Raw genomic sequence first — 18,993 nt, forward strand, 5'->3', positions numbered from 1 at the left:
CTAAAAAGTTCCACACCGGCGCCGGAAAGCGGGAACTATTTTGCCTCCGGTCCACGCCGAACTGGGGAAATCACACCAGGTCGCCCCGCTGAATTCAAGAAAGTTCCCGGCCGGGGAACTTTTTGCGCTGGAAGGGGTCGGGAGAGGCGCCCTAGTCCAGTTCCCCGCGGCGCCGGCGTCGTTCCTCATCCTCCCGGCGCTTGCGCTCGGCCTCTTCGCGCGCGCGGCGCTCCTTGAACCGGTTCTTCTCGATGTTCCAGAGGAATTCCTCGTCGTCGTCAGGGCCCTTGATCACCGGCTTCTGGGACTCTTGCACCCCGCGCTGGGTGCCGTAGCGCTGCGCGGAACCGGGGCCGAAGGCGCGCCACATGAGCACGGCGGCCAGGATGATTAAAGCGAGGAGAAGTAGTCGTCCCATGGTTTTAAACATACTAATGCGCCGGTTAGGGTTAGCCATGTGAATGAGGAAACTTCTCCGCAGGTGGATGCCCAGGCGAAGTCGCGGGCGACGAAAGCGGTCGCGATCTACGGCCTGTACCGTCTGCTGCTGTTTATTGGGCTGACTGTGGTGATCCAGGGGTTCGCCATGCTGATCGGTGCGCCGGTGCCGGTGATTATGTCTGCGCTGTTGGCGTTGATTGTGGCGTTCCCGCTGTCGATGCTGGTATTCAAGCGCCGCCGCATCGAGGCGAACGAGGCGGTGGCAGAGCTCAAGCGCCAACGCGACCAGCGCAAGGATTGGATCCAAAGCGAGCTCGCGGAGCGGTAGTGCTTGACGACGAGCTACCGCCGGCCCAACTCGTGACTTAAGGCCTCCAGTTCGCCGCCGCCGGCCATTTGGTGGGTCAATTCCTCGAGGGTGACGTCGGCACGCGGGGCATCGAGCTCCTGGCGGCCGAGTTTCAAGATGGTGAAGTGGTCGCCCACCAGGTAGGCGTGGTGGGGGTTGTGGGTGACCAACACGACGGCGATGCCCCGGTCGCGCGCGGCGGCGACGAAGCGCAGGACCACGCCGGATTGTTTTACGCCAAGCGCCGCGGTTGGCTCGTCGAGGATGAGCACCCGGGCGCCGAAGTAGACGGCGCGGGCAATGGCGACGACTTGGCGCTGGCCGCCGGAGAGGTTGCCGGCATCGACGTCCACGTCGGGGATGTCGATGCCCATCTCGCGCAGTTGTTCGGCGCAGATCCGCTTCATCTCGTCCTCGCGCAGCCTGCCGAACCGGCCGGTGAGTTCCTGCCCGAGGAAGAAGTTGCGCCAGACGCTTAGCTCGTCGACGATCGCGAGGGTCTGGTGCACGGTAGCGATCCCGGCGTCGATGGCGTCGCGGGGGGTGGTGAAGGTGGTGGGGGAGTCGTCGATAAGCAACTCGCCCGAGGTGGGCTGGTGCAGGCCGGCAAGGATTTTGATCAGGGTGGATTTGCCGGCGCCATTGTCGCCGAGCACGCAGGTGACTTCCCCTTCGCGCACGGTGAGGTTGACCCCGCGCAGGGCGTTGAAGCTGCCGTAGGACTTGGTGATGTCGCGAAGTTGGATGACGGCCACTAGCGCCCCTTAGTGAATTTGGCGAAGGACGTGTTGGTGAACACGGCGACGAGCAGCGTCGCACCGAGGAAGAACTTGAACCAGTCTGGGTTCCAGCCGGCGTAGACGATGCCTTGGTTGGTTAGGCCGAAGATCAGCGCGCCGATGGCGGTGCCGATCGCGGTGCCACGCCCGCCCGTCATGGCGCAGCCTCCGATGACCGCGGCGATGATGTAGAGGAACTCGTTGCCCACGCCTTGGCCGGCCTGGATGGAGTCGAACGCGAACAGCGTGTGCATGCCTACGAACCACGCGGCGAAGCCGACGCCCATGAACAGCAGGATCTTCACGCGGCGCACGGGCACGCCGACGGCGCGGGCTGCGTCCTGGTCGCCGCCGACTGCGGTGATCCAGTTGCCCAGTTTGGTGCGGAAGAGCACGTAGGAGGCGACGGCGACGAACAGAATCCACCACAGCACCGTGACGTTGAAGGTCACCCCGCCGATGGTGAAGGTGCCGGCGAACACGGCGTGGGCCGAGGGGAAGCCTTCCATGTCGGCGATGGTGGGGGTAGCCACCTGGCCGGTGACGAGTTTGGTCACCGCGAGGTTTAACCCCTGCAGCATGAGGAAAGCCGCCAGGGTGATCAGAAATGAGTCGATGCCGGTGCGGGTGACTAAAAAGCCGTTGACCGCGCCGATCGCAAGCGATATGCCGAGTGCTAGAAACGCACCGACCCACGAGTTGAGGTGCAGGTTGTAGTTCAGCATCGTCGCGGCGAGCGCGGCGGTGGTCACTGACACGCCGGAGGAGAGGTCGAACTCCCCGCCGATCATGAGCAGCCCCACGGCGAGCGCGACGATGCCGAGCGTCGACGACGCATACAGGGTGGTCGAAAACGCCTCGAAGGAGCGGAACGCAGGAGCGACGACGAGGAAGAACGCGAAGATGGCGATGAAGCCGAGCAGGGACGCGAATTCGGGCCGGCGGATAAGTTTCGCCAGCCCGGTGTGGGTGCGCAGCCGGTCGTCGCCGGAGGGCTCAGTGACCGTACTACTCATCGCATACCTGCCTTCGCGGCTTCTTCGATTGTGTCCACGTTGGTCTGATCCACGAAGGACGGGCCCGTGTACACCGGGCGTCCGCCACCCAAGGTAGCGCCGTTGCGTTTCGCCAGCCACAGGGAGTCCACTGCGAGGTAGCCCTGCAGATACGGCTGCTGGTCCACAGCCCACGCGACGCGGCCGTCGGAGATCGCATCGACGAGCTCGGCGTTGGTGTCAAAGGTGGCGACCTGCGCCTCGGAGCCGGATTGTTGCACCGACTCCACCGCGCGCATGGCCACCGGCGCCTGCAGGGCGAAGACGGTGTCGAAGCCGCGATCCTGCGACAGCTTCGACGTGATGGTGGACTGCACCGAGGTGAGATCCTGGCCGTTAACGTAGAGCAGATCCACCTCGCCGCCTAGGCCCTCGCGCACGCCGGCGCAGCGCGCCTCCTGCGAGGAGTTGCCCTGCTCGTGGACGACGCACAGCACGCGCTTGTTGCCCTCGTCCTTCAACCGTTCGCCAGCTGCGCGGCCGGCCACAGTCTCGTCCTGGCCGAAAAAGCCGGTCATGCCGTAGTCCTGGTAGGCGGTCATGCCGGCGTTCAAGCCCACGACAGGAATGCCGTGGTTGACGGCGTTTTGCGCGGCGGGTCCGATGGCCTCGGCGTTCGGCATGGTCACAGCGATGCCGTCCACGCCGGCGTCGACGGCGGAGCGGATGAAGTTGGCCTGGTTGGGTGCCTGCGGGTCGGAGGAGTAGCGCAGCTCGATGTTGTCTTTCTTCGCTGCGTCTTCGGCGCCCTTGCGCACGAGGTCCCAGTAGGTATCGCCGGGGGCGCCGTGGGTGACCATGGCCACGACGTATCGCGGGGTGTCCACGCCGCCGGCGGTGGCACCCCCGCCCTCACTCCGGGGCGCCCCGCCTGTCGACGAGCATCCGCCCAACACCGCTGCAACAAGGCATAACGCCGAAACGGCTGCCTTCCTGGACTTCTTCATTGCCAAAGTGTGAACCACCGCACTCGGGTGCGTCAAGCGGACTAGACGTATTGACCGGAGACGTTAATTGGCCGAGATCCGCCACGCTGGGTAAACTCTGCCTCATGTACTCAGGCATCGCTTCCATGAAGCTGCGTTCCGCCCGCTGACGGCGGCGGGACCCCTTCTGATCTCTCGTCTGCCGTCCTGGCCATCTGCCGGGCGGTCATTTGATGCTGCCCGGCTCCATGACGAGCTGAGAGTACGAAATGCCAATCACACCAACCTTGCGGTCATGTGTGTGGAACGGAACGCCCCGCGGGCCAGTCGCACACATCCGTGCCGAATCAATCCACATCACCTTGGGAGACAGGCACCTCCTGAACGGGCTGGATGTCACCGTCTCCGCCGGCTCACGCCTGGCGATCGTCGGCGACAACGGCCGTGGTAAGACCACCTTGCTCCATATCTTGGCGGGGCTCCTGACCCCTGACTCGGGAGTAGTGACCCAGATGGGTTCCCTCGTCCTGGTCAAGCAGGACATGCCCACTGAAGGCAACCGCACCGTCGGCGATCTCATCGCCGAAGCGACAGCTCCCTCCAGGGCTGCACTTGAGGCACTCGACGTGGCGAGCGCAGCACTCGCCGCAGGAAACGACGCGGCCGATGCCTATTCCGCAGCGCTCGAGACCGCCACGCTATTGGATGCCTGGGATGCAGAAAGGCGCGTGGACATCGCACTTGCAGGCCTTGACGCTTGCAGCGACCGCGCTCGCATACTGTCGACCTTGTCGGTCGGGCAACGGTACCGGGTCCGGCTTGCCGTCGCACTTGGATCGACCCCTGACCTGCTCCTGCTGGACGAGCCCACGAACCACCTCGACGCTGCAGGACTGTCCTTCCTAACCGAACGACTGCGTGATCACCCCGGTGGCCTGGCTCTGGTCAGTCACGACCGCGCTCTGCTGCGTGATGTGGCGACTACCTTCCTGGATCTCGACCCGACCCGAGATGGCGTGCCGCGAACCTACTCGGGCGGCTACCAAGGCTGGATTGAAGGCCGCCGACGAGAACGCCTCGTGTGGGAACAGGACCACGCCGCCCAGGTCGCCCGGCACAATGAACTGACACGCGCTGCAGCCGAGGCACGCTCCCGCCTGTCTCAGGGGGGATGGAGACCTGACAAGGGCACAGGCAAGCACCAACGCGCCACACGCGCTGCTGGAGTGGTCCAAGCCTTCAACCGACGTATAGAAGACCTGAAACGTCATGAGATCGACGTGCCGGCACCGCCACTGCGTCTAGCGTGGCCCGCCTCGACAACTCGTGCCGGGCAGAGCATCATGAACGCCACCGAAGTTACTGTGAAGGACCGGTTGGACACTCCGGTGTCGGTTGACGTGAACGGCGGTGACCGGTTGGTGGTCACCGGACCAAACGGCGCGGGAAAGTCCACCTTGTTGGCAGTTCTTGCACAGCGTCTGGCCCCCACCACGGGACATGTGCGAGTGAACCCGAGAGCACGCATCACTCTGCTGTCTCAAGAGGTCTCCGACTGGGATCACTCCAGCCCCGCACACGAGTTCTACGAGGCGTACCTAACCAAGCTGGGCCGCCGATCTCAGGCGCCTACTCTCGGCTCGCTCGGGCTGCTCGAGGCCTCTGCAACCAACACGCCCGTGGGGCGCCTGTCGCAAGGACAGCAACGCCGACTTCACCTGGCCATGTGTCTGGCACAGGACCCAGACCTGCTGCTCCTGGACGAACCCACCAATCATCTGTCATCGAACCTCGTCGACGACATCACCACCGAGCTCCAACAGGCCTCCTGCGCGGTGATCGTCGCCACCCATGACCGGCAGATGCTCCACGACTTTTCCGACTGGCCCCATCTGAACCTTGACTTGAAGGACATGCCATGAACCCGCTTCACCCCTTGACCATCCCCACGTACCGCCAGTTGTTCGCAGCGATGGTGCTGACCATCTTCGCCCAGGGCGCCTGGGCCCTCTACCTGACCATGCAGACCCTCGACCTGGGCGCCACGCCAGCCACCTTGTCGGGTGTCGTGGCCTGGAGCGGCATCGGCCTGCTTGCGGGATCCCTCCCAGCTGGCGTAATTGCCGACCGGTTCCCCAACAAATCCGTCATCGTGGGTGTGCTCGCCCTGAATCTCGCCATCGCGACCGCGACGTCCACAGCAGCAATCCTCGACTTTGTCACCTTCTGGATGCTCGCGGTCTCCGCGTTCATCAGTGGCGCTTCAACCGCCTTCTTCTTCCCCGCCTACACGGCACTGGTGCCAGTCCTGGTGGATAGCGACGATCTCATGGCCGTCAACGGCCTCGAAGGCGCCACCCGTCCCTTGGTCGGGCAGGCACTTGCGCCCGCTGTCGTCGGAGCGCTCATCGGCGCAAGCATGCCCGCCGCTGGCGGGTACCTCATCGCAGCAGCAATCGGACTTGGCCTGCTCGCGGCCCTGCGGCTTCCCACCCCCACCCGCGCCGAAACGGAGGCCGATGCCGACGCTGCGGCCGACTCACCGATCACCGATCTGCTCGATGGCTTCCGCTATGTTTCCCGCACACGCTGGGTTCGCTCCAGTGTCCTGTTCGCGGCCGTCATGGGACTGGTCGTGACCGGACCACTCGAAGTCCTCCTACCCGCTCTTATGCGCTCCTCGCATGACAATGGACCTGCCCTCTACGGGGCCGTCCTGGCTGCCCTCGGCGCGGGCGGGTTGGTGGGCTCCCTGCTGGCGGGGTCGTGGCGCACACCGGAACGCTTCCTGCCCGCAATGGTCGGCGTCTGGGCGCTCGGATGTCTGCCCTTGTCCATCCCGGCGCTCACCAGCAATCCGTGGGCCATCGGTGCAGGACTCGCGTTCTACGGGGCGCTGATCGGGATCGGGATGGTCATCTGGGGAACAGTGCTTCAAGAGCACGTCCCCTTGGAGGTGCTCGGCAGGGTCGCCAGCCTCGACTTCTTCATTTCCATCGCCTTCATGCCTCTGTCCATCGCCCTCACCGGACTCTTCAGCCGCTTCATCGACTCCAGAACTCTGTTCATCACCGCCGGCCTGGTGCCACTGGCCACGGCAGCACTGCTCCTAGCCCTGGGTCAACTCAAGATGCCACAGAAGACGCTGGCCGAGGCATGAGAGACCTAAGACACGCCAACATCATCCTCACGCCTCTCCACCGCTTTGCTACCGCGGCGAGCTCGACGGCTGGTTGCACTGGGTTTTCACGATTGACCAACGTTTGAGGTCAGTACAGCTAGAAGACCCCGGCGATGAGCAGCATCGCCGGCAGCGCGAGGAAGGTGGTGAGGAAGACGGTGTCGCGGCAGATCACTTCGCCGGAGCGGTACGTCGCCGCGTAGTTGTACACGTTCTGCGCGGTCGGCAGCGCGCACAGGATGAGCGCCGCGTAGGTCTCCTCGGGTCCGAGGTGCAGTAGCTTTGCGACGACCCACGCAACGGCAGGCATCCCGATGAGTTTGAGGGCGGTGGCGGTGGTCGTCGGCAAGCGGTGGCTTTGCAGGACTCTCTCGCCGGTCAGCGACGCGCCGAAGCTCATGAGAATCAGCGGAATGGAGGCGCCGCCGAGGATTTCCAGGGGTGCAAGGACGGGTTCGGGGACCTGCCAGGAGGCTGCGGAGACGGCGAAGCCCGCGAACGCCGCGACCACCACGGGTGCGGTCAGGCCCGAGAGGACGGACTTGACGAACCCGGAGGCGCCGCGGTCCAGGCCAGCGATCACGATGGGGGAGAGCACCGCCATCTGCAGCACGAGCGCGGGGATGACGTAGGTCGGGTCGCCGAGCACGTAGGTGGCGATCGGCAGGCCGATGTTGACGGAGTTGTAGTAACTCGACGACGCCGCACCCGCCATCGTTTCCGCCGCGTCCTGCTTGAACCACACGGCGCTGATTGCCCAGTAGATGAGCATGGTCAGCACCGTGGCCACCGCGATGACGAGGATGACCGGGGAGAAGAACGCGTCCGTGTCGGAGACGGCCACCGACGAGAAGATCAGCGCCGGGGTGGCCACGTGGAATGCAATGCGGTTGAGCTGCAGGCGCGCCTCGCCCGGGCCGATGACGCCCTTATGCGCGAGCCACCACCCCGCCGCGATGACGGTGAAAATGATGGCGAAGCCGGTGAGGACGTCGAGCATGCCTGCAGTCTAAGCGCGGGCCTTAGGCTCGGGCCCTGTGTGCCAGGGAGTTGCCCAGCGACTGGATCGCTTGGACTACGATGATCAGGATGATCACGGTGGTAAGCATGGCCACGGAGTCGAACTGCTGGTAGCCGTAGGAGATCGCGAGATCGCCCACGCCGCCGCCGCCGATCGTGCCGGCCATGGCGGTCGCCGAGATGAGGCCGACCGTGGCCGTGGTCACGGCGAGGATGATCGAGGATTTCGCCTCGGGCAGCAGGAAGTGGCGGATGGTCTGCCACATGTTTGCGCCCATGGACTCGGCGGCTTCGGTGATGCCGGGGTTGACCTCGAGCAGGGATTGCTCGATAAGTCGGGCGATAAACGGGGCGATGTACAGCGTCAACGGCACCAGCGCCGCCGTGGTGCCGATGGCCGTGCCCGCAATCGAGCGGGTAAACGGCGAGATGGCCACGAGCAGGATGATGAACGGCAGCGATCGGATGATGTTCACCGCGACGTTCAAGATGCCGTAAATGAACTTGTTCGGGCGCAGCCCGCCCGGGCGGGTGATCACCAGCGCGAGCGCGAGCGGGATGCCGACGAGCGCGCCGATGAACAGGGAGATGCCCACCATGTACACCGTCTCGCCGAAGGAGTCGAGGTACATCGACGGGGTCACGCGCGAGCCTGTGGTGTCGCGCCACCAGGAGTTGAGCTGATCCATTTACGCCTCCACCTCGTTGACAGTTACGCCGTCCAGGGATGCCAGCCAGTCCGCGGCCGCGCTCGTCTCGCTGCCGCGTAGGCCGATCAAGGTTGTGCCCACGGTGGTCTCCGCAAGTTCCGCGCCGGAGGATGCGAGCAGTTGCGCATCGACGCCGAACTTGCCGACGAGACCGGTGAACACCTGCTGCGCCGCGTCACCGGTGTGCACCAGTTGCACCACACGGTCGAAGCCGCCGGTGCGGATGGTCTCGCGCACGTTGTCGGGGATCTCGCGCTGCACGACCGTCTCCACGAACTGTTTGGTCAGCGGGTCCTGCGGGTCGGCGAACACTTCGGCGACGGGGCCCGATTCCACGAGCCGGCCGCCGGAGAGCACCGCGACCTCGTCGGCCAGGCGTGCCACCACGTCCATCTGGTGCGTGATCAACAAGATGGTCACGCCGAGGTCCGCGTTGATCTTGCGCAGCAGCTCCAGGATCTGGGTGGTGGTGAGGGGATCGAGGGCGGAGGTGGGTTCGTCGCAAAGCAAAATGCTCGGATTGGTCACCAGCGCACGCGCAATGCCCACGCGTTGGCGCTGGCCGCCGGAAAGTTGGCGCGGTTTGTGGCCGGCGCGGTCGGAAAGGCCCACCATCTCGAGGACCTCGGCGACGCGCTTGTTCGCCTCCGCCTTCGGCGTTTTGGAAAGCAGCAGGGGCGTGGCGACGTTCTCCGCGACCGTCTTGGTTTCCAGCAGGTTGTAGTTCTGGAAGACCATGGACACCTTGCGGCGCAGGTCGCGAAGTTGCTTGGGGTTGAGTTTCGCCGGCTCTTCACCGAGGACTTCCACGGTGCCCTCGGTCGGGGTTTCCAGCCCGTTGACCGTGCGGATCAGGGTGGACTTGCCGGCGCCAGAGGTGCCGACCACGCCGGAGATGCCGCCCTCCGGCACCGCGAACGTGATGTCGTCGAGTGCGGTAAAGGACGAGTCTCCGGTGTCGAAGACCTTGGTCACGCCGTCGAAGACAACAGCGTTGCCGCGGCCGGTGGATGTGGTCATGCGAACCTTTCTGGCAATCGGGCTACTTCAGGGAATCCGGGAGGAACCAGTAGTTGTTCTCGTTGTGCTCGTCGAAGTACTGCTTGAACTCGTCCGAACGGTACGCGTCCGCCACAGCCTGAGCCCACGGCTGGTCCTTCTTGTCCTCGGTGGTCACAGCCACGAGGATGAGCTCCGGGCGCAGGTTCTCCTGGAAGACCTGCAGCTTCGGGTCAAGACCCGCGGAGTAGGACATCGAGCCCGGGATCACGGCCCAGTCCAGGTCCGGCAGGGAACGCGACAGGTTGCCCGAGTCCATGGCCACGATCTCCAGGTTGTGCGGGTTGTCCTTGATGTCGGCCTCGGCCACCAGGTCGGCGTCCGGGTCGTTCAGGGTGATCCAGCCAGCGTCCACCAGCAGGTGCAGCGCGCGGGACTTGTTGGAGCCGTCCTGCGGGATACCCACCTTCTGGCCGTCGGCGACCTCTTCAAGGTCCGTGTATTTGTCGGAGTACAGACCGGCCGGAACGGTCGGGACCTCAGTAATAGAGGCGAGGTTGCCGCCCTTTTCCTCGTTAAACACGTTCATCCAGCCGGTGTGCTGGTCCACGTTCAGGTCCGCCGAGCCCTCGTTGAGCGCGGTGTCTGCCTGGGTGAGGTCGGTGAACGACTGGTACTTCACCTCGTAGCCCTCGTTCTCCAGGATCGGGCCGACGGCGTCGGTAAACAGCTCCGAGTACGGGCCAGGGGAGGTGGCGACGCGGATGGTCTGCAGGTCGCCGTCGGCCGCGGCGTTGGTGTCCGCGGAATCCTCGGAGCAGGCGGCAAGGCCCAGGGTAAGCGCGGCTGCCGCGGTGATGGCGGTGAGCTTCTTCAGCATGGTCGTTCCTTTCATCAGGTTTTACGCTGAGCCGAAGAATAAACTCATCTGTCCGTTAAATCAAGACCAATCGGTCTAGGAGGTGTACGGTACTGGCCCGCCGGCGCCGCCGAAGATCTGCCAGCCCACCCACGCCATGGCAAGCGCAGTGACCACGGACCAGATCAACATCGCCTTGCCGTTCATACCCAGCACCGGGATGAGCTCCTTCCCGGAAGCGCCGCCGCGGACCTTCAATACAGACGCCACCGCGAACGGCAGCGCGGCAAACGCGGCCAGCGCCGGGGTGGCGGAGACCGCCAGCAGGATGGAAACCGCGAACGGGGCAAAGGTCAGGGCGGTGAACAGGCGGCGCGAGTGGTCGTCGCCAAGCCTGACTGCGAGCGTGTTCTTACCGGCCTCTTTATCTGTGGGGATGTCGCGGATGTTGTTGGCCAGATTCACCGACGCCGAGATCGCGCCGACAGCAATCGCGCACAGGAAACCCTCCCAGGACACGAACCCGGACTGAGTGAACTCCGTGCCCATCACCGCGACGAGTCCAAAGAAGATGAACACGGACACCTCGCCCAACCCGGAGTAGCCGTAGGGGCTTTCGCCGCCGGTGTAAAACCACGCTGCCGCGATGCACAGCGCACCGACCAGGATGAGCCACCACGCGCCGGAGACCACCGACAGGATGATGCCGAATAGCGCCGCCACGCCGAAGCACGCGAACGCGGCGAGTTTCACCTGCTCCGGCTCGGCAAGCCCCGACGCGGTCAGGCGCGTCGGGCCGGTGCGGTCCTTGTCCGTGCCGCGGATGCCGTCCGAGTAATCGTTGGCAAAGTTCACGCCGATGATCAGCGCCCACGCCACAATCAGCGCGAGGACGGCGTGACCGATGTGCGCCTGCCCGTACGAGGCGGCGGCGCCGGTGCCGGCGATGACGGGCGCGAACGCGTTGGGCCAGGTGTGGGGGCGGGCGGCATGCCACCAGTGGTGGAACGGGGCGGTTTCAGTCCCAGTGTCAGTCATGGTCTCCATCATGCACCCTCCACCGGCCGTGGGCTAGGGTTATTCGCCATGTGGATCGACTACGCCGTGCGCCAGGGTGTCGCCGCCACGGGGGCATTCGTGCGCCTTCCGGTGCTGCAGCATGCCGCCAAAAACGCCGACGCCGCCTTTCCCGAAACGGGCGAGACCGTCATTTCGCTCACCACCCACGGCACTCGGTTGAAGTCCGCGTCCACGGCGATCGCCTCCCTGCTCGTCGGCACGCTGCGTCTTCCGGTGCACCTCTGGCTCGACCCCGTCGACTACCACGCTGCCTGGCCGAGCGCCCTTCGCGGGCTTGTGGACCGCGGCCTACAAATCCACGAATCCCCCGGCGGCTACGGCCCGCACACCAAATACTTCGGCACCTTCCGCAAGTTCCCCGGCCACAGCGTAATCACCGTCGACGACGACGTGCTCTACCCGCGCGACTTCGCTGAAACCCTCCTCGCCGCCGCCGACGCATCACACGTCACCGCATTCCGCGCCCATCGCATCATGCTTAACGACGACACCATCGCCCCCTACAAAAAATGGCGCCCCGTGCGGACCACAACACCGTCGCACCTCAACTTCGCCACCGGCGTCGACGGCGTGCTCTACCCGCCCGGCATGGTCGAGTTCGTCTCCTCGCGCGGCACCGATTTTCTGGACGTCGCACCGCGTGCCGACGACGTCTGGCTCAACCACTGCGCGCTGCGCGCCGGGTACCGCGTCAAGCAGGTCGAAGACCGGCCGGCGTCGTTCCCCCTGGTACCAGGGTCGCAGCGCGTGCGGCTATCGCGCGTGAACCTCTCCGGCGGTAACGACACCCAGATTGCGGCGACGTATTCAGCTGAGGACGTGGCCAAGCTACGCGCCGCGGAGTAACGGGGTCTGCGCCCGTTAGTCTCAGTCCATCTGCAGCACGGCGCGAAGTTCCGCGAATAGCTCCGGGCGCAGCCGGTGTATGACCGTCCTGCCCTGGCGGCTCTTTTCTAGGAGGCCGGCCTCGGTAAGCATTTTGAGGTGGTGGGAAACTGTCGGTTGGCTTAGCCCGGAGCGTTGCGTGAGTTCGCCCACGCTCATCGGCTCGCAGCCCTCTTCGGCGATTCTGGAGAGAAGTTGTAGCCGGCCGGGGTCCGCTAAAACTTTGAACAGGTCCGCGTAACGCGTCGCGTCGTCTTCGGAGAGCAAGCCGGAGCCCAGCGAGCAGCAGTCGAGGCCGGTGTTTTCTGTGGTGGCGACGTAATCGTTCATTCTTCCTACCTCGTCATATTGACAGTGATAAATATGCTGTTTAGTGTTCGTTTTGAATGCTGTCAATAGATAAGGATTCCAGATGGAAGACACAACCTCTCAGCCGGTAGAGCGTATGTCGTTTCTTGACCGCTTCCTGCCGGTGTGGATCATGCTCGCCATGGCGGCGGGTCTCGCCCTCGGCCGAGCGGTGCCGGGGCTTTCGGGCGCACTTGAGAGTCTCGAAGTCGGAAGCATCTCGCTTCCGATCGCGCTCGGCCTCCTGGTGATGATGTACCCGCCTTTGGCCAAGGTGCGCTACGACAAGACCCGCGAGATTGCCACCGACAAGCGGTTAATGACAGTTTCCATCATCTTGAACTGGATTGTCGGCCCCGCGTTCATGTTCGCGCTCGCCTGGATCTTCCTGCCGGACGCCCCGGAGCTGCGCACCGGTTTGATCATCGTCGGTCTCGCCCGCTGCATCGCTATGGTGCTGGTGTGGTCGGACCTGTCTTGCGCCGACCGCGAAGCTACCGCAGTGCTCGTCGCCATCAACTCGGTGTTCCAAGTCCTCATGTTCGGGGTACTCGGCTGGTTCTACCTGCAAATCCTGCCCGCCTGGCTGGGGTTGGAGACCACCTCGGTGGAGTTCTCCTTCTGGGCGATCGTGTCCTCCGTGCTGGTCTTTTTGGGTATCCCGCTGCTCGCCGGGCTGCTGTCTCGCATCATCGGTGAGCGCACCAAGGGCCGCGACTGGTACGAAAACACCTTCCTGCCCCGGATCTCCCCGCTCGCGCTGATCGGCCTGCTGTACACAATCGTCCTGCTCTTCTCGTTGCAAGGCGACCAGATTCTCTCCCAGCCGTGGACGGTGGCTCGAGTCGCCATTCCGCTCCTGTGCTACTTCGTCGGCATGTTCGCCATCGCGCTTGTAGTGTCCAAAGCGTCCGGAATGGGTTACGCCCAGTCCGCGTCCGTGTCTTTTACCGCGGCGGGCAACAACTTCGAGTTGGCCATCGCGGTGGCCATCGGCACGTTCGGCGCCACCTCCGCCCAGGCGCTGGCGGGCACGATCGGGCCGCTTATCGAGATCCCCGTCCTCGTCGGCCTCGTCTACCTCATGCGGGGGATCGGGCCGAAACTGTTCCCGGGTGACCCAACCCTTCCACCTCAAAGGAGCTTCACATGAAACCCAGCGTGTTGTTTGTTTGCGTCGGCAACGGCGGAAAGTCCCAGATGGCGGCGGCGCTCGCCGAGAAGCACGCAGGCAGCCAGCTCAGCATTCACTCCGCCGGGACCAAACCTGGTACGTCACTGAACCAGGAATCGGTCGAGGCGATCGCAGAGGCCGGCGCCGACATGTCGCACGGCACTCCTAAATCCATCGATCCTGACCTGCTGCGCAGCGTTGATCGCGTTGTGGTGCTCGGCGAAGACGAACAGGTGGACATGCCCGACGACGCCCGCGGCACGCTGGAACGCTGGCTTACCGACGAACCCTCGCTCCGCGGCATCGAAGGCATGCAGCGCATGCGTCTCGTGCGCGATGACATCGACACTCGCGTGCGCTCGCTTATCGACGAACTCCTGTAACGGCCTTTAATACGCCGGAGTCATCGGGATGCGCTGCTTATTGCGGAACCGTGACGCCTGCATGCGTGCCGGCGACGTGCCGCGGTAGTGGGTGGTGGAGGGGGAGGTTGCGTACTTCGGATTGCTGGACGGTTTTCGGGAGCGTTGCTTCTCGATCCTCACACCGCCGCATTGTGGCACGAATTACACGATTGTGCTTTGTGAGTGGTTGCTTTGTGACCCTTCGGCCTGCGCCCGCAGCCCGTCGATAAACACGTCTACGAGCCACCCCCTGCTACGGGCGAACACCTCTTCTGCGATGGTTGGCAGCGGCCGCGACAGTGTGATGATGCCGAAATGGAAGTCTAGGACGTCGAGGTCGCCGGGGCACAGCCCGTACTTTTTCGCCTCCGTGAGGAGGGGACGGTAGAGGGCTTTTACCTTTTCTATCAGTATGTTTCGTTCCTCTTGGCCCATGTGGGGTGCGAACACGGGCAGGAATTCTTGGCCGACGGCAGGGAAGCCGTTGTCCACCATCTCAGTGATGGCGCAGCGCCACGTCGCCTCGGGGGCGCCGGGGAGGCGGGGAACGTGCTTGTCTACGATCGCGCGCATCTTGTCGATGATGTTTTCCAGCACCGCGCGGTAGAGGTCATCCTTGGTAGGGAAGTGGCGGCTCGCGGTGGCAACACCCACCTCTGCTTCCTTCGCAATGGTGCGCAGCGAGACCTTCGGCCCCATCTGGGCAATGAGCGTCGTGGCCGCCTCTACAAGCGCTTTGTGGTTTTCAGCAGCATCTTTTCGCATATCCGGCACTTTACCCTTGACAACCGAAAAATGAAACAATATGATCCACTTCGTAAAAGCGAAACAGTCTGTTCCACTTGGAGGAAACGATGAGCACAACCGTGGTGCAACAGGAAACCGCCACCACCGATGGCAGCCGCATCAACAACACCAACAGCACCGTGAAAAAGACCATCGCCCTGATTTTGGGCCTGCCGATAATCCTCGGCCTCATGCTGTGGGCGTTTCTTGCGCCCACCTTCGCCTCCGGCCCGGACGGGGTGCCGGTGGCAGTGGCGGGGCCGGAGCCGGTCGTTGAGAAGCTGCGTGCTCAGGCGGAGCAGCAGGAGGAGCACCCGGACTTCGTCGTGGTGAGCTCACAGGACGAGGCTGAAGATATGGTGCGAAACCGCGACGCGGTCGGCGCGATCGCAATCGGGCAGGGCAGCGCCACGGTCTACACCGCTTCCGGTAACGGTGCACCGTACGTGCAGATGCTCAATGGCCTTGCCCAGAACATGCAGTCCTCCGGCATGCCGGTGGAGACCGAGGATCTCGCCCCCACGACCGAGGATGACCCGCAGGCCCAGGGCCTCGCGTTGCTCGGCCTGCCGCTCGCGTTCGGTGGCGTGATCTCCGGAATGCTTGCAACCGTGCTGCTTCGTGGCCGCAAGTGGTCGAAGGTCGCAGTCATCACGGGTGTGTCCATCCTCGGCGCGGGTGTTGCGGTTTGGATGCTGCACGGCATCTACGGCTCGCTCAGCGGCAGCGTGGGCATGGAGTGGCTGGCTATCGCTGCCGGCATCGCCGCAACCTCGTCGGTCACCGCCGGTCTTGGCGCACTTCTTGGCGTGCCGGGTGCTGGCCTCGGCGCGGTGCTGACCATCTTTGTGGCTAACCCGCTGGCCGGCCTGGCCACAGGCCCATGGCTGCTGCCGGCCGGCTGGTCCGCACTGGGCCAGCTCATGCCGATTGGTGCGACCGGCTACCTCGTGCGCTCGCTGAGCTTCTTCGACGGCGCGGACGCGCAGGGTTCCTGGATCGTCCTGTGCAGCTGGATCGTCGTTGGCCTGATTCTGCTGGCCTTCGACCGTTCGAAGGAGAAGACCGCGTAGGTTGTCTCCACCCAAACACCCGTCGAGCGTCGGCGGGTGTTTCTCATGTCCTGTTAGATTCGGCGCACATGGCAACGACGACACAGCTCTATGTTTCTTTCCCCGGCAACGCACGCGAGGTGCTGGAGTTCTACCAATCCGTCTTCGGCGGCGATCTTGAGCTGCTCACCTACGGCGAACAGCTGGATCAAGGGGTGAAGTTCCCCTTCGACCCGCCGTGCGAGGCTATCGCCCACGCCACGCTTACCGGTCCGTTTTCCATTTCGGGCGGAGACGACCTCGAGCGCAATGAAACCAGCCTCAACCGGGGCGACTTCGGCTTCACCGCGTACGTGGAGACGCCGGAGGAAGGTGAGGCGCTCTACGCAACGCTTGCCGACGACGGCGGCAACGCCGTCATGCCCTTCGCCCTCGCGCCGTGGGGCGACCACTTCGGCGTGGTGGAGGACAAGTTCGGCATCCGCTGGAACGTGACCAAGCAGGGGTAGGGCTGCTGACCACGTTCGAGGACACAAAGGACTAGTCGATAAGGGTGTTAGAGGGCATTTCCCCGTATCGCGCCGGTTGGGTGATTCCTTTCGCGAGCAACGGGTGGTTGTCCAATAGCGGCTCGATTGTGTCTTCTAGCCAGTTGGTCGAAATGCCTGAACGGGTAGCGACGTCGTCAAGAGCAACAAGGATTTTGTAAACCGAGTGATCCGAGAAGTTGCGGTAAGTGCGCTTGATTCGTCTTGAAGTTTTCGGTTGTAGACCGGGAACATCAAGCACACGATGGTTCCATAGCTGAGCGCAGTGGGCTACTCGGTTACGTAAGTATACGAATGACTTGACCTGGCCGGGCAGCAATTTGCGCGATGTATTCATCGAGTCTGCGATGTGGTCGAGTACGCCAGAGTCTCCGGAAGCCTCTATGAGACGAGACAAGGTTCCAAATGAGAATGCCTCCACAGCAACCCATATCGGCATTCGGTCATAGGCTTCAGGCTTGTAAGTGCGACCTTGTTTGACGTCATCGCGGTAGTGAGCGACGAAAGCTTCTTTGCTGCGATCTAGGTTGGAAAGCGCGTGCTCTTCGACGCGTTCAGCGTCCTGTTGGGGCGATTGAGTAAACCCCTCACCGCGAGCGAACATTCCGGTTACCCCAACATGTCGACCATAGGCATAAGCGAACTTGGTGCGGAGAAGAATCTCCAGAGGGTGCAGCAGTTCATCACAAACGCTCGCAAGTTCTTGCTCGGAATCGTAAAGCGAACGAATATCGTCGAATGAAGTGCCTTCAAAGAATCGATTGTCGCCTTTTGCTGGGTCATGCTGCCAATGCCGAAAGAACCCAGAGAAACGGTAGTAATTGACCCTCGATAGGAACTCGCTTGCTGCGACGTTGTCATCTACGCGCATACCACGCTGGCTGAGTAGATCTACTTGTTGGTCGTAGCTCAGCCAATTTTTCGGCAACGGGCATGCCTCCATAGAAAGAGAAAGGCCCCGGTCATTTGTGCATTGCCCGCAAAGGGAAAGAGGCCTGACCGGGGATCTATCGCCACCAACTATATACCACTGCGCCCCCGATTTGCAACGGTGATCGTGCACGCTGTTCGGATTCTTACAGAATCAACGGCGTATACATGCGAGTCCGACGCGGTCATACGCGTGGCTTGCTGGAATTCACGTCACACCTGACTCTTAGAGGGAGCCAAACATGGCTACTTAGCAATCTGTTGTTGAATGGGCGGGAAGGCACGTGTCTGTCTTATGGGCAAACCGATGCTGGCCGGTATCTCTTCGTAGCTATGGCCGAAGCCGAAGACGGAAGGGCCTATATAGTGACTTCGCGTGACAAGACGGTGCAGGAAATCCGGCGGTTCCGATAAAAGGGGTAACGATGAACGAACAAAAACTGGAAGATATACGTTCCTACTACGACAACAACGACACATCTGCGCTCATGGAAGATGCCGAACGCGTGGATCTCGGCGATGTGGCCGACCCGGACGCCACAGTTGCATTCACGGTGAGCATGCCCAACCGTGTGCTCAGGGGCGCGCGTGAGATTGCGGCTGCTGAAGGTGTTTCTACCAATGATGTGCTTCGCAGATTTCTCGAAGCTGGAGCGAATGCTCTGGTTGAGAGTGAAGCCTCAATCCCTGTGAGTAAGCTTCTCCGCCTCATCGACGAAGCTCGCGGAGCGTAACGAGCCCCGCCTCAACCAGGGACTACCTCTTCGGCGTCCGCTGGAACGTGACCAAGCAGGGGCAGCCCAAGGCCTTCGAGCATTTCCTCCCGTGGCTAGACGCGCACGTCTGCGAACGAGAGCCTCTCCCGTGGGGCACCTGCGGCCTCCCACTCCGCGATTGCTTCGCGAACTTCCTCCAGAAAGGTCTCGCTGATTTCGGGCATCTCACCCGTCTCATAGAGCTCACGCTCGATCCGGGCTGCTGTGAAGACATAGAATTCGGGCCCCTCCTCGGGAAAACTCTGTATCAACGCAACGGCAAGTTGTGGGTTGATGTCCGTCTCCCAGGGTGTTTTCCTCCAGCCGTCTGGATCTTGAATGGTCCAGAGGTGTGCGTAGTAGTCGCGGTTGTGTCCCCGACGGCGTTTTTTCAATCTCTTCGAGGTATTCGCCCAGATGGATGTCGATGACGGACTTGAGGGCTGCTTTCTCGATGAATGCGCCTTCGAGTTGTTCGATCGCCGGCCCTGGAGGAATTCCCGCAGCTTCGTACTCTTCCATCTTGGACTGCAGCGAGTGCTTTACGTGTTCCTGCCACTCCTCCTGCATGTATTTGTATGTGGACTCGACTTCACTGTCGGGGACGTGGGGATTCCACGTTTTCATGACTTTTTCAACGTAGTCGCGCTCTATCATTCCGAGGTCCTTTCTGCCAGCAATTGGCCGTCATGGGCAAGTACCTGGTGTGACA

General features: G+C 63.0%; 23 protein-coding genes. 9 read left to right on the forward strand and 14 right to left on the reverse strand.

Annotated features, from left to right (window positions below):
- Positions 1-151: 151 nt before the first annotated feature.
- A complete protein-coding gene (locus IAU68_RS01270; RefSeq protein WP_171193272.1) occupies positions 152-418 on the reverse strand; it encodes a hypothetical protein in 267 nt (88 codons plus the stop codon).
- Positions 419-457: 39 nt separating this feature from the next.
- Between IAU68_RS01270 and IAU68_RS01275 the strand changes: the two genes are divergently transcribed.
- Complete coding sequence (locus tag IAU68_RS01275; protein ID WP_171193273.1) at positions 458-769, forward strand: DUF4229 domain-containing protein; 312 nt, start codon at positions 458-460, stop codon at positions 767-769.
- 14 nt (positions 770-783) lie between these two features.
- Here IAU68_RS01275 and IAU68_RS01280 read toward each other — a convergent pair whose 3' ends face one another.
- Genes IAU68_RS01280 through IAU68_RS01290 form a run of 3 tightly spaced genes read right to left on the reverse strand, consistent with a single transcriptional unit; the run spans position 784 to position 3,571 of the window.
- On the reverse strand, positions 784-1,545 hold the full coding sequence (locus IAU68_RS01280; protein WP_171193274.1) for an ATP-binding cassette domain-containing protein: 762 nt from the start codon (positions 1,543-1,545) through the stop codon (positions 784-786).
- Positions 1,545-2,585: an ABC transporter permease gene (locus IAU68_RS01285; RefSeq protein WP_171193275.1), complete on the reverse strand. Its 1,041-nt coding sequence runs from the start codon at positions 2,583-2,585 to the stop codon at positions 1,545-1,547. Before IAU68_RS01285 ends, IAU68_RS01280 begins: the two co-directional genes overlap by 1 nt.
- The gene (locus IAU68_RS01290; protein WP_171193276.1) at positions 2,582-3,571 is read right to left on the reverse strand and encodes a substrate-binding domain-containing protein; all 990 of its coding nucleotides are present in this window, start codon (positions 3,569-3,571) and stop codon (positions 2,582-2,584) included. Before IAU68_RS01290 ends, IAU68_RS01285 begins: the two co-directional genes overlap by 4 nt.
- A gap of 266 nt (positions 3,572-3,837) precedes the next feature.
- On the opposite strand from IAU68_RS01290, the gene IAU68_RS01295 reads away from it, so the two are divergent.
- Both IAU68_RS01295 and IAU68_RS01300 read left to right on the forward strand, forming a co-directional pair.
- Positions 3,838-5,472 (forward strand): ABC-F family ATP-binding cassette domain-containing protein, encoded by a 1,635-nt coding sequence (locus tag IAU68_RS01295; protein ID WP_231699056.1) that lies wholly within the window; start codon positions 3,838-3,840, stop codon positions 5,470-5,472.
- Positions 5,469-6,710, forward strand: coding sequence for an MFS transporter (locus IAU68_RS01300; RefSeq protein ID WP_171193278.1), 1,242 nt, complete (start codon positions 5,469-5,471; stop codon positions 6,708-6,710). Before IAU68_RS01295 ends, IAU68_RS01300 begins: the two co-directional genes overlap by 4 nt.
- A gap of 118 nt (positions 6,711-6,828) precedes the next feature.
- Here the strand turns inward: IAU68_RS01300 and IAU68_RS01305 are convergent, their stop codons facing one another.
- The 5 genes from IAU68_RS01305 to IAU68_RS01325 all read right to left on the reverse strand — a co-directional run bounded on the left by IAU68_RS01305 (position 6,829) and on the right by IAU68_RS01325 (position 11,357).
- Entirely contained in the window at positions 6,829-7,731 is a 903-nt protein-coding gene (locus IAU68_RS01305) for an AEC family transporter (protein WP_171193279.1), read from the reverse strand.
- Positions 7,732-7,753: 22 nt separating this feature from the next.
- Entirely contained in the window at positions 7,754-8,440 is a 687-nt protein-coding gene (locus IAU68_RS01310; RefSeq protein WP_171193280.1) for a methionine ABC transporter permease, read from the reverse strand.
- Complete coding sequence (locus IAU68_RS01315) at positions 8,441-9,481, reverse strand: methionine ABC transporter ATP-binding protein (protein ID WP_171193281.1); 1,041 nt, start codon at positions 9,479-9,481, stop codon at positions 8,441-8,443.
- 22 nt (positions 9,482-9,503) lie between these two features.
- Positions 9,504-10,340, reverse strand: a complete 837-nt coding sequence (locus tag IAU68_RS01320; RefSeq protein ID WP_171193282.1) for a MetQ/NlpA family ABC transporter substrate-binding protein — start codon at positions 10,338-10,340, stop codon at positions 9,504-9,506.
- 75 nt (positions 10,341-10,415) lie between these two features.
- Positions 10,416-11,357: a 1,4-dihydroxy-2-naphthoate polyprenyltransferase gene (locus tag IAU68_RS01325; protein ID WP_171193283.1), complete on the reverse strand. Its 942-nt coding sequence runs from the start codon at positions 11,355-11,357 to the stop codon at positions 10,416-10,418.
- 48 nt (positions 11,358-11,405) lie between these two features.
- Here IAU68_RS01325 and IAU68_RS01330 point away from each other — a divergent pair, with 48 nt between their 5' ends.
- Positions 11,406-12,245: a glycosyltransferase gene (locus IAU68_RS01330; RefSeq protein WP_171193284.1), complete on the forward strand. Its 840-nt coding sequence runs from the start codon at positions 11,406-11,408 to the stop codon at positions 12,243-12,245.
- A gap of 21 nt (positions 12,246-12,266) precedes the next feature.
- Here IAU68_RS01330 and IAU68_RS01335 read toward each other — a convergent pair whose 3' ends face one another.
- Positions 12,267-12,614, reverse strand: coding sequence for an ArsR/SmtB family transcription factor (locus IAU68_RS01335; protein WP_171193285.1), 348 nt, complete (start codon positions 12,612-12,614; stop codon positions 12,267-12,269).
- 82 nt (positions 12,615-12,696) lie between these two features.
- Here IAU68_RS01335 and arsB point away from each other — a divergent pair, with 82 nt between their 5' ends.
- The gene (gene arsB / locus IAU68_RS01340; protein WP_222129933.1) at positions 12,697-13,785 is read left to right on the forward strand and encodes an ACR3 family arsenite efflux transporter; all 1,089 of its coding nucleotides are present in this window, start codon (positions 12,697-12,699) and stop codon (positions 13,783-13,785) included.
- Positions 13,782-14,189, forward strand: coding sequence for an arsenate-mycothiol transferase ArsC (locus IAU68_RS01345; protein WP_171193286.1), 408 nt, complete (start codon positions 13,782-13,784; stop codon positions 14,187-14,189). Before arsB ends, IAU68_RS01345 begins: the two co-directional genes overlap by 4 nt.
- Before the next feature lie 6 nt (positions 14,190-14,195).
- Here IAU68_RS01345 and IAU68_RS01350 read toward each other — a convergent pair whose 3' ends face one another.
- The gene (locus tag IAU68_RS01350) at positions 14,196-14,351 is read right to left on the reverse strand and encodes a hypothetical protein (RefSeq protein WP_158221608.1); all 156 of its coding nucleotides are present in this window, start codon (positions 14,349-14,351) and stop codon (positions 14,196-14,198) included.
- Positions 14,352-14,372: 21 nt separating this feature from the next.
- Positions 14,373-14,975 carry a TetR/AcrR family transcriptional regulator gene (locus tag IAU68_RS01355; protein ID WP_095536510.1) on the reverse strand — a complete coding sequence of 201 codons (603 nt, stop codon included), beginning with the start codon at positions 14,973-14,975 and terminating at the stop codon, positions 14,373-14,375.
- 89 nt (positions 14,976-15,064) lie between these two features.
- Between IAU68_RS01355 and IAU68_RS01360 the strand changes: the two genes are divergently transcribed.
- The gene (locus IAU68_RS01360; protein ID WP_231699057.1) at positions 15,065-16,069 is read left to right on the forward strand and encodes an ABC transporter permease; all 1,005 of its coding nucleotides are present in this window, start codon (positions 15,065-15,067) and stop codon (positions 16,067-16,069) included.
- 68 nt (positions 16,070-16,137) lie between these two features.
- Positions 16,138-16,557, forward strand: a complete 420-nt coding sequence (locus IAU68_RS01365) for a VOC family protein (RefSeq protein WP_171193287.1) — start codon at positions 16,138-16,140, stop codon at positions 16,555-16,557.
- Between the two features lie 31 nt (positions 16,558-16,588).
- Here IAU68_RS01365 and IAU68_RS01370 read toward each other — a convergent pair whose 3' ends face one another.
- Positions 16,589-17,467, reverse strand: a complete 879-nt coding sequence (locus tag IAU68_RS01370; RefSeq protein WP_223111947.1) for an Abi family protein — start codon at positions 17,465-17,467, stop codon at positions 16,589-16,591.
- A gap of 484 nt (positions 17,468-17,951) precedes the next feature.
- Here IAU68_RS01370 and IAU68_RS01375 point away from each other — a divergent pair, with 484 nt between their 5' ends.
- Positions 17,952-18,260: a hypothetical protein gene (locus IAU68_RS01375; protein ID WP_171193289.1), complete on the forward strand. Its 309-nt coding sequence runs from the start codon at positions 17,952-17,954 to the stop codon at positions 18,258-18,260.
- A 225-nt stretch (positions 18,261-18,485) separates the two neighbouring features.
- Here IAU68_RS01375 and IAU68_RS01380 read toward each other — a convergent pair whose 3' ends face one another.
- Entirely contained in the window at positions 18,486-18,938 is a 453-nt protein-coding gene (locus IAU68_RS01380) for a hypothetical protein (RefSeq protein WP_186337548.1), read from the reverse strand.
- Positions 18,939-18,993: the final 55 nt, after the last annotated feature.

Source organism: Corynebacterium lujinxingii (assembly GCF_014490555.1).
GTDB lineage: Bacteria > Actinomycetota > Actinomycetes > Mycobacteriales > Mycobacteriaceae > Corynebacterium > Corynebacterium lujinxingii.

What these genes read in the sequence shown, in the direction of transcription:
- IAU68_RS01270 (WP_171193272.1), bottom strand. Translation starts at nt 418, where the DNA reads ATGGGACGACTACTTCTCCTCGCTTTAATCATCCTGGCCGCCGTGCTC.
- IAU68_RS01285 (WP_171193275.1), bottom strand. Translation starts at nt 2,585, where the DNA reads ATGAGTAGTACGGTCACTGAGCCCTCCGGCGACGACCGGCTGCGCACC.
- IAU68_RS01290 (WP_171193276.1), bottom strand. Translation starts at nt 3,571, where the DNA reads ATGAAGAAGTCCAGGAAGGCAGCCGTTTCGGCGTTATGCCTTGTTGCA.
- IAU68_RS01300 (WP_171193278.1), top strand. Translation starts at nt 5,469, where the DNA reads ATGAACCCGCTTCACCCCTTGACCATCCCCACGTACCGCCAGTTGTTC.
- IAU68_RS01305 (WP_171193279.1), bottom strand. Translation starts at nt 7,731, where the DNA reads ATGCTCGACGTCCTCACCGGCTTCGCCATCATTTTCACCGTCATCGCG.
- IAU68_RS01310 (WP_171193280.1), bottom strand. Translation starts at nt 8,440, where the DNA reads ATGGATCAGCTCAACTCCTGGTGGCGCGACACCACAGGCTCGCGCGTG.
- IAU68_RS01315 (WP_171193281.1), bottom strand. Translation starts at nt 9,481, where the DNA reads ATGACCACATCCACCGGCCGCGGCAACGCTGTTGTCTTCGACGGCGTG.
- IAU68_RS01320 (WP_171193282.1), bottom strand. Translation starts at nt 10,340, where the DNA reads ATGCTGAAGAAGCTCACCGCCATCACCGCGGCAGCCGCGCTTACCCTG.
- IAU68_RS01325 (WP_171193283.1), bottom strand. Translation starts at nt 11,357, where the DNA reads ATGACTGACACTGGGACTGAAACCGCCCCGTTCCACCACTGGTGGCAT.
- IAU68_RS01330 (WP_171193284.1), top strand. Translation starts at nt 11,406, where the DNA reads ATGTGGATCGACTACGCCGTGCGCCAGGGTGTCGCCGCCACGGGGGCA.
- IAU68_RS01335 (WP_171193285.1), bottom strand. Translation starts at nt 12,614, where the DNA reads ATGAACGATTACGTCGCCACCACAGAAAACACCGGCCTCGACTGCTGC.
- arsB (WP_222129933.1), top strand. Translation starts at nt 12,697, where the DNA reads ATGGAAGACACAACCTCTCAGCCGGTAGAGCGTATGTCGTTTCTTGAC.
- IAU68_RS01345 (WP_171193286.1), top strand. Translation starts at nt 13,782, where the DNA reads ATGAAACCCAGCGTGTTGTTTGTTTGCGTCGGCAACGGCGGAAAGTCC.
- IAU68_RS01355 (WP_095536510.1), bottom strand. Translation starts at nt 14,975, where the DNA reads ATGCGAAAAGATGCTGCTGAAAACCACAAAGCGCTTGTAGAGGCGGCC.
- IAU68_RS01360 (WP_231699057.1), top strand. Translation starts at nt 15,065, where the DNA reads ATGAGCACAACCGTGGTGCAACAGGAAACCGCCACCACCGATGGCAGC.
- IAU68_RS01365 (WP_171193287.1), top strand. Translation starts at nt 16,138, where the DNA reads ATGGCAACGACGACACAGCTCTATGTTTCTTTCCCCGGCAACGCACGC.
- IAU68_RS01370 (WP_223111947.1), bottom strand. Translation starts at nt 17,467, where the DNA reads ATGCGCGTAGATGACAACGTCGCAGCAAGCGAGTTCCTATCGAGGGTC.
- IAU68_RS01375 (WP_171193289.1), top strand. Translation starts at nt 17,952, where the DNA reads ATGAACGAACAAAAACTGGAAGATATACGTTCCTACTACGACAACAAC.
- IAU68_RS01380 (WP_186337548.1), bottom strand. Translation starts at nt 18,938, where the DNA reads ATGATAGAGCGCGACTACGTTGAAAAAGTCATGAAAACGTGGAATCCC.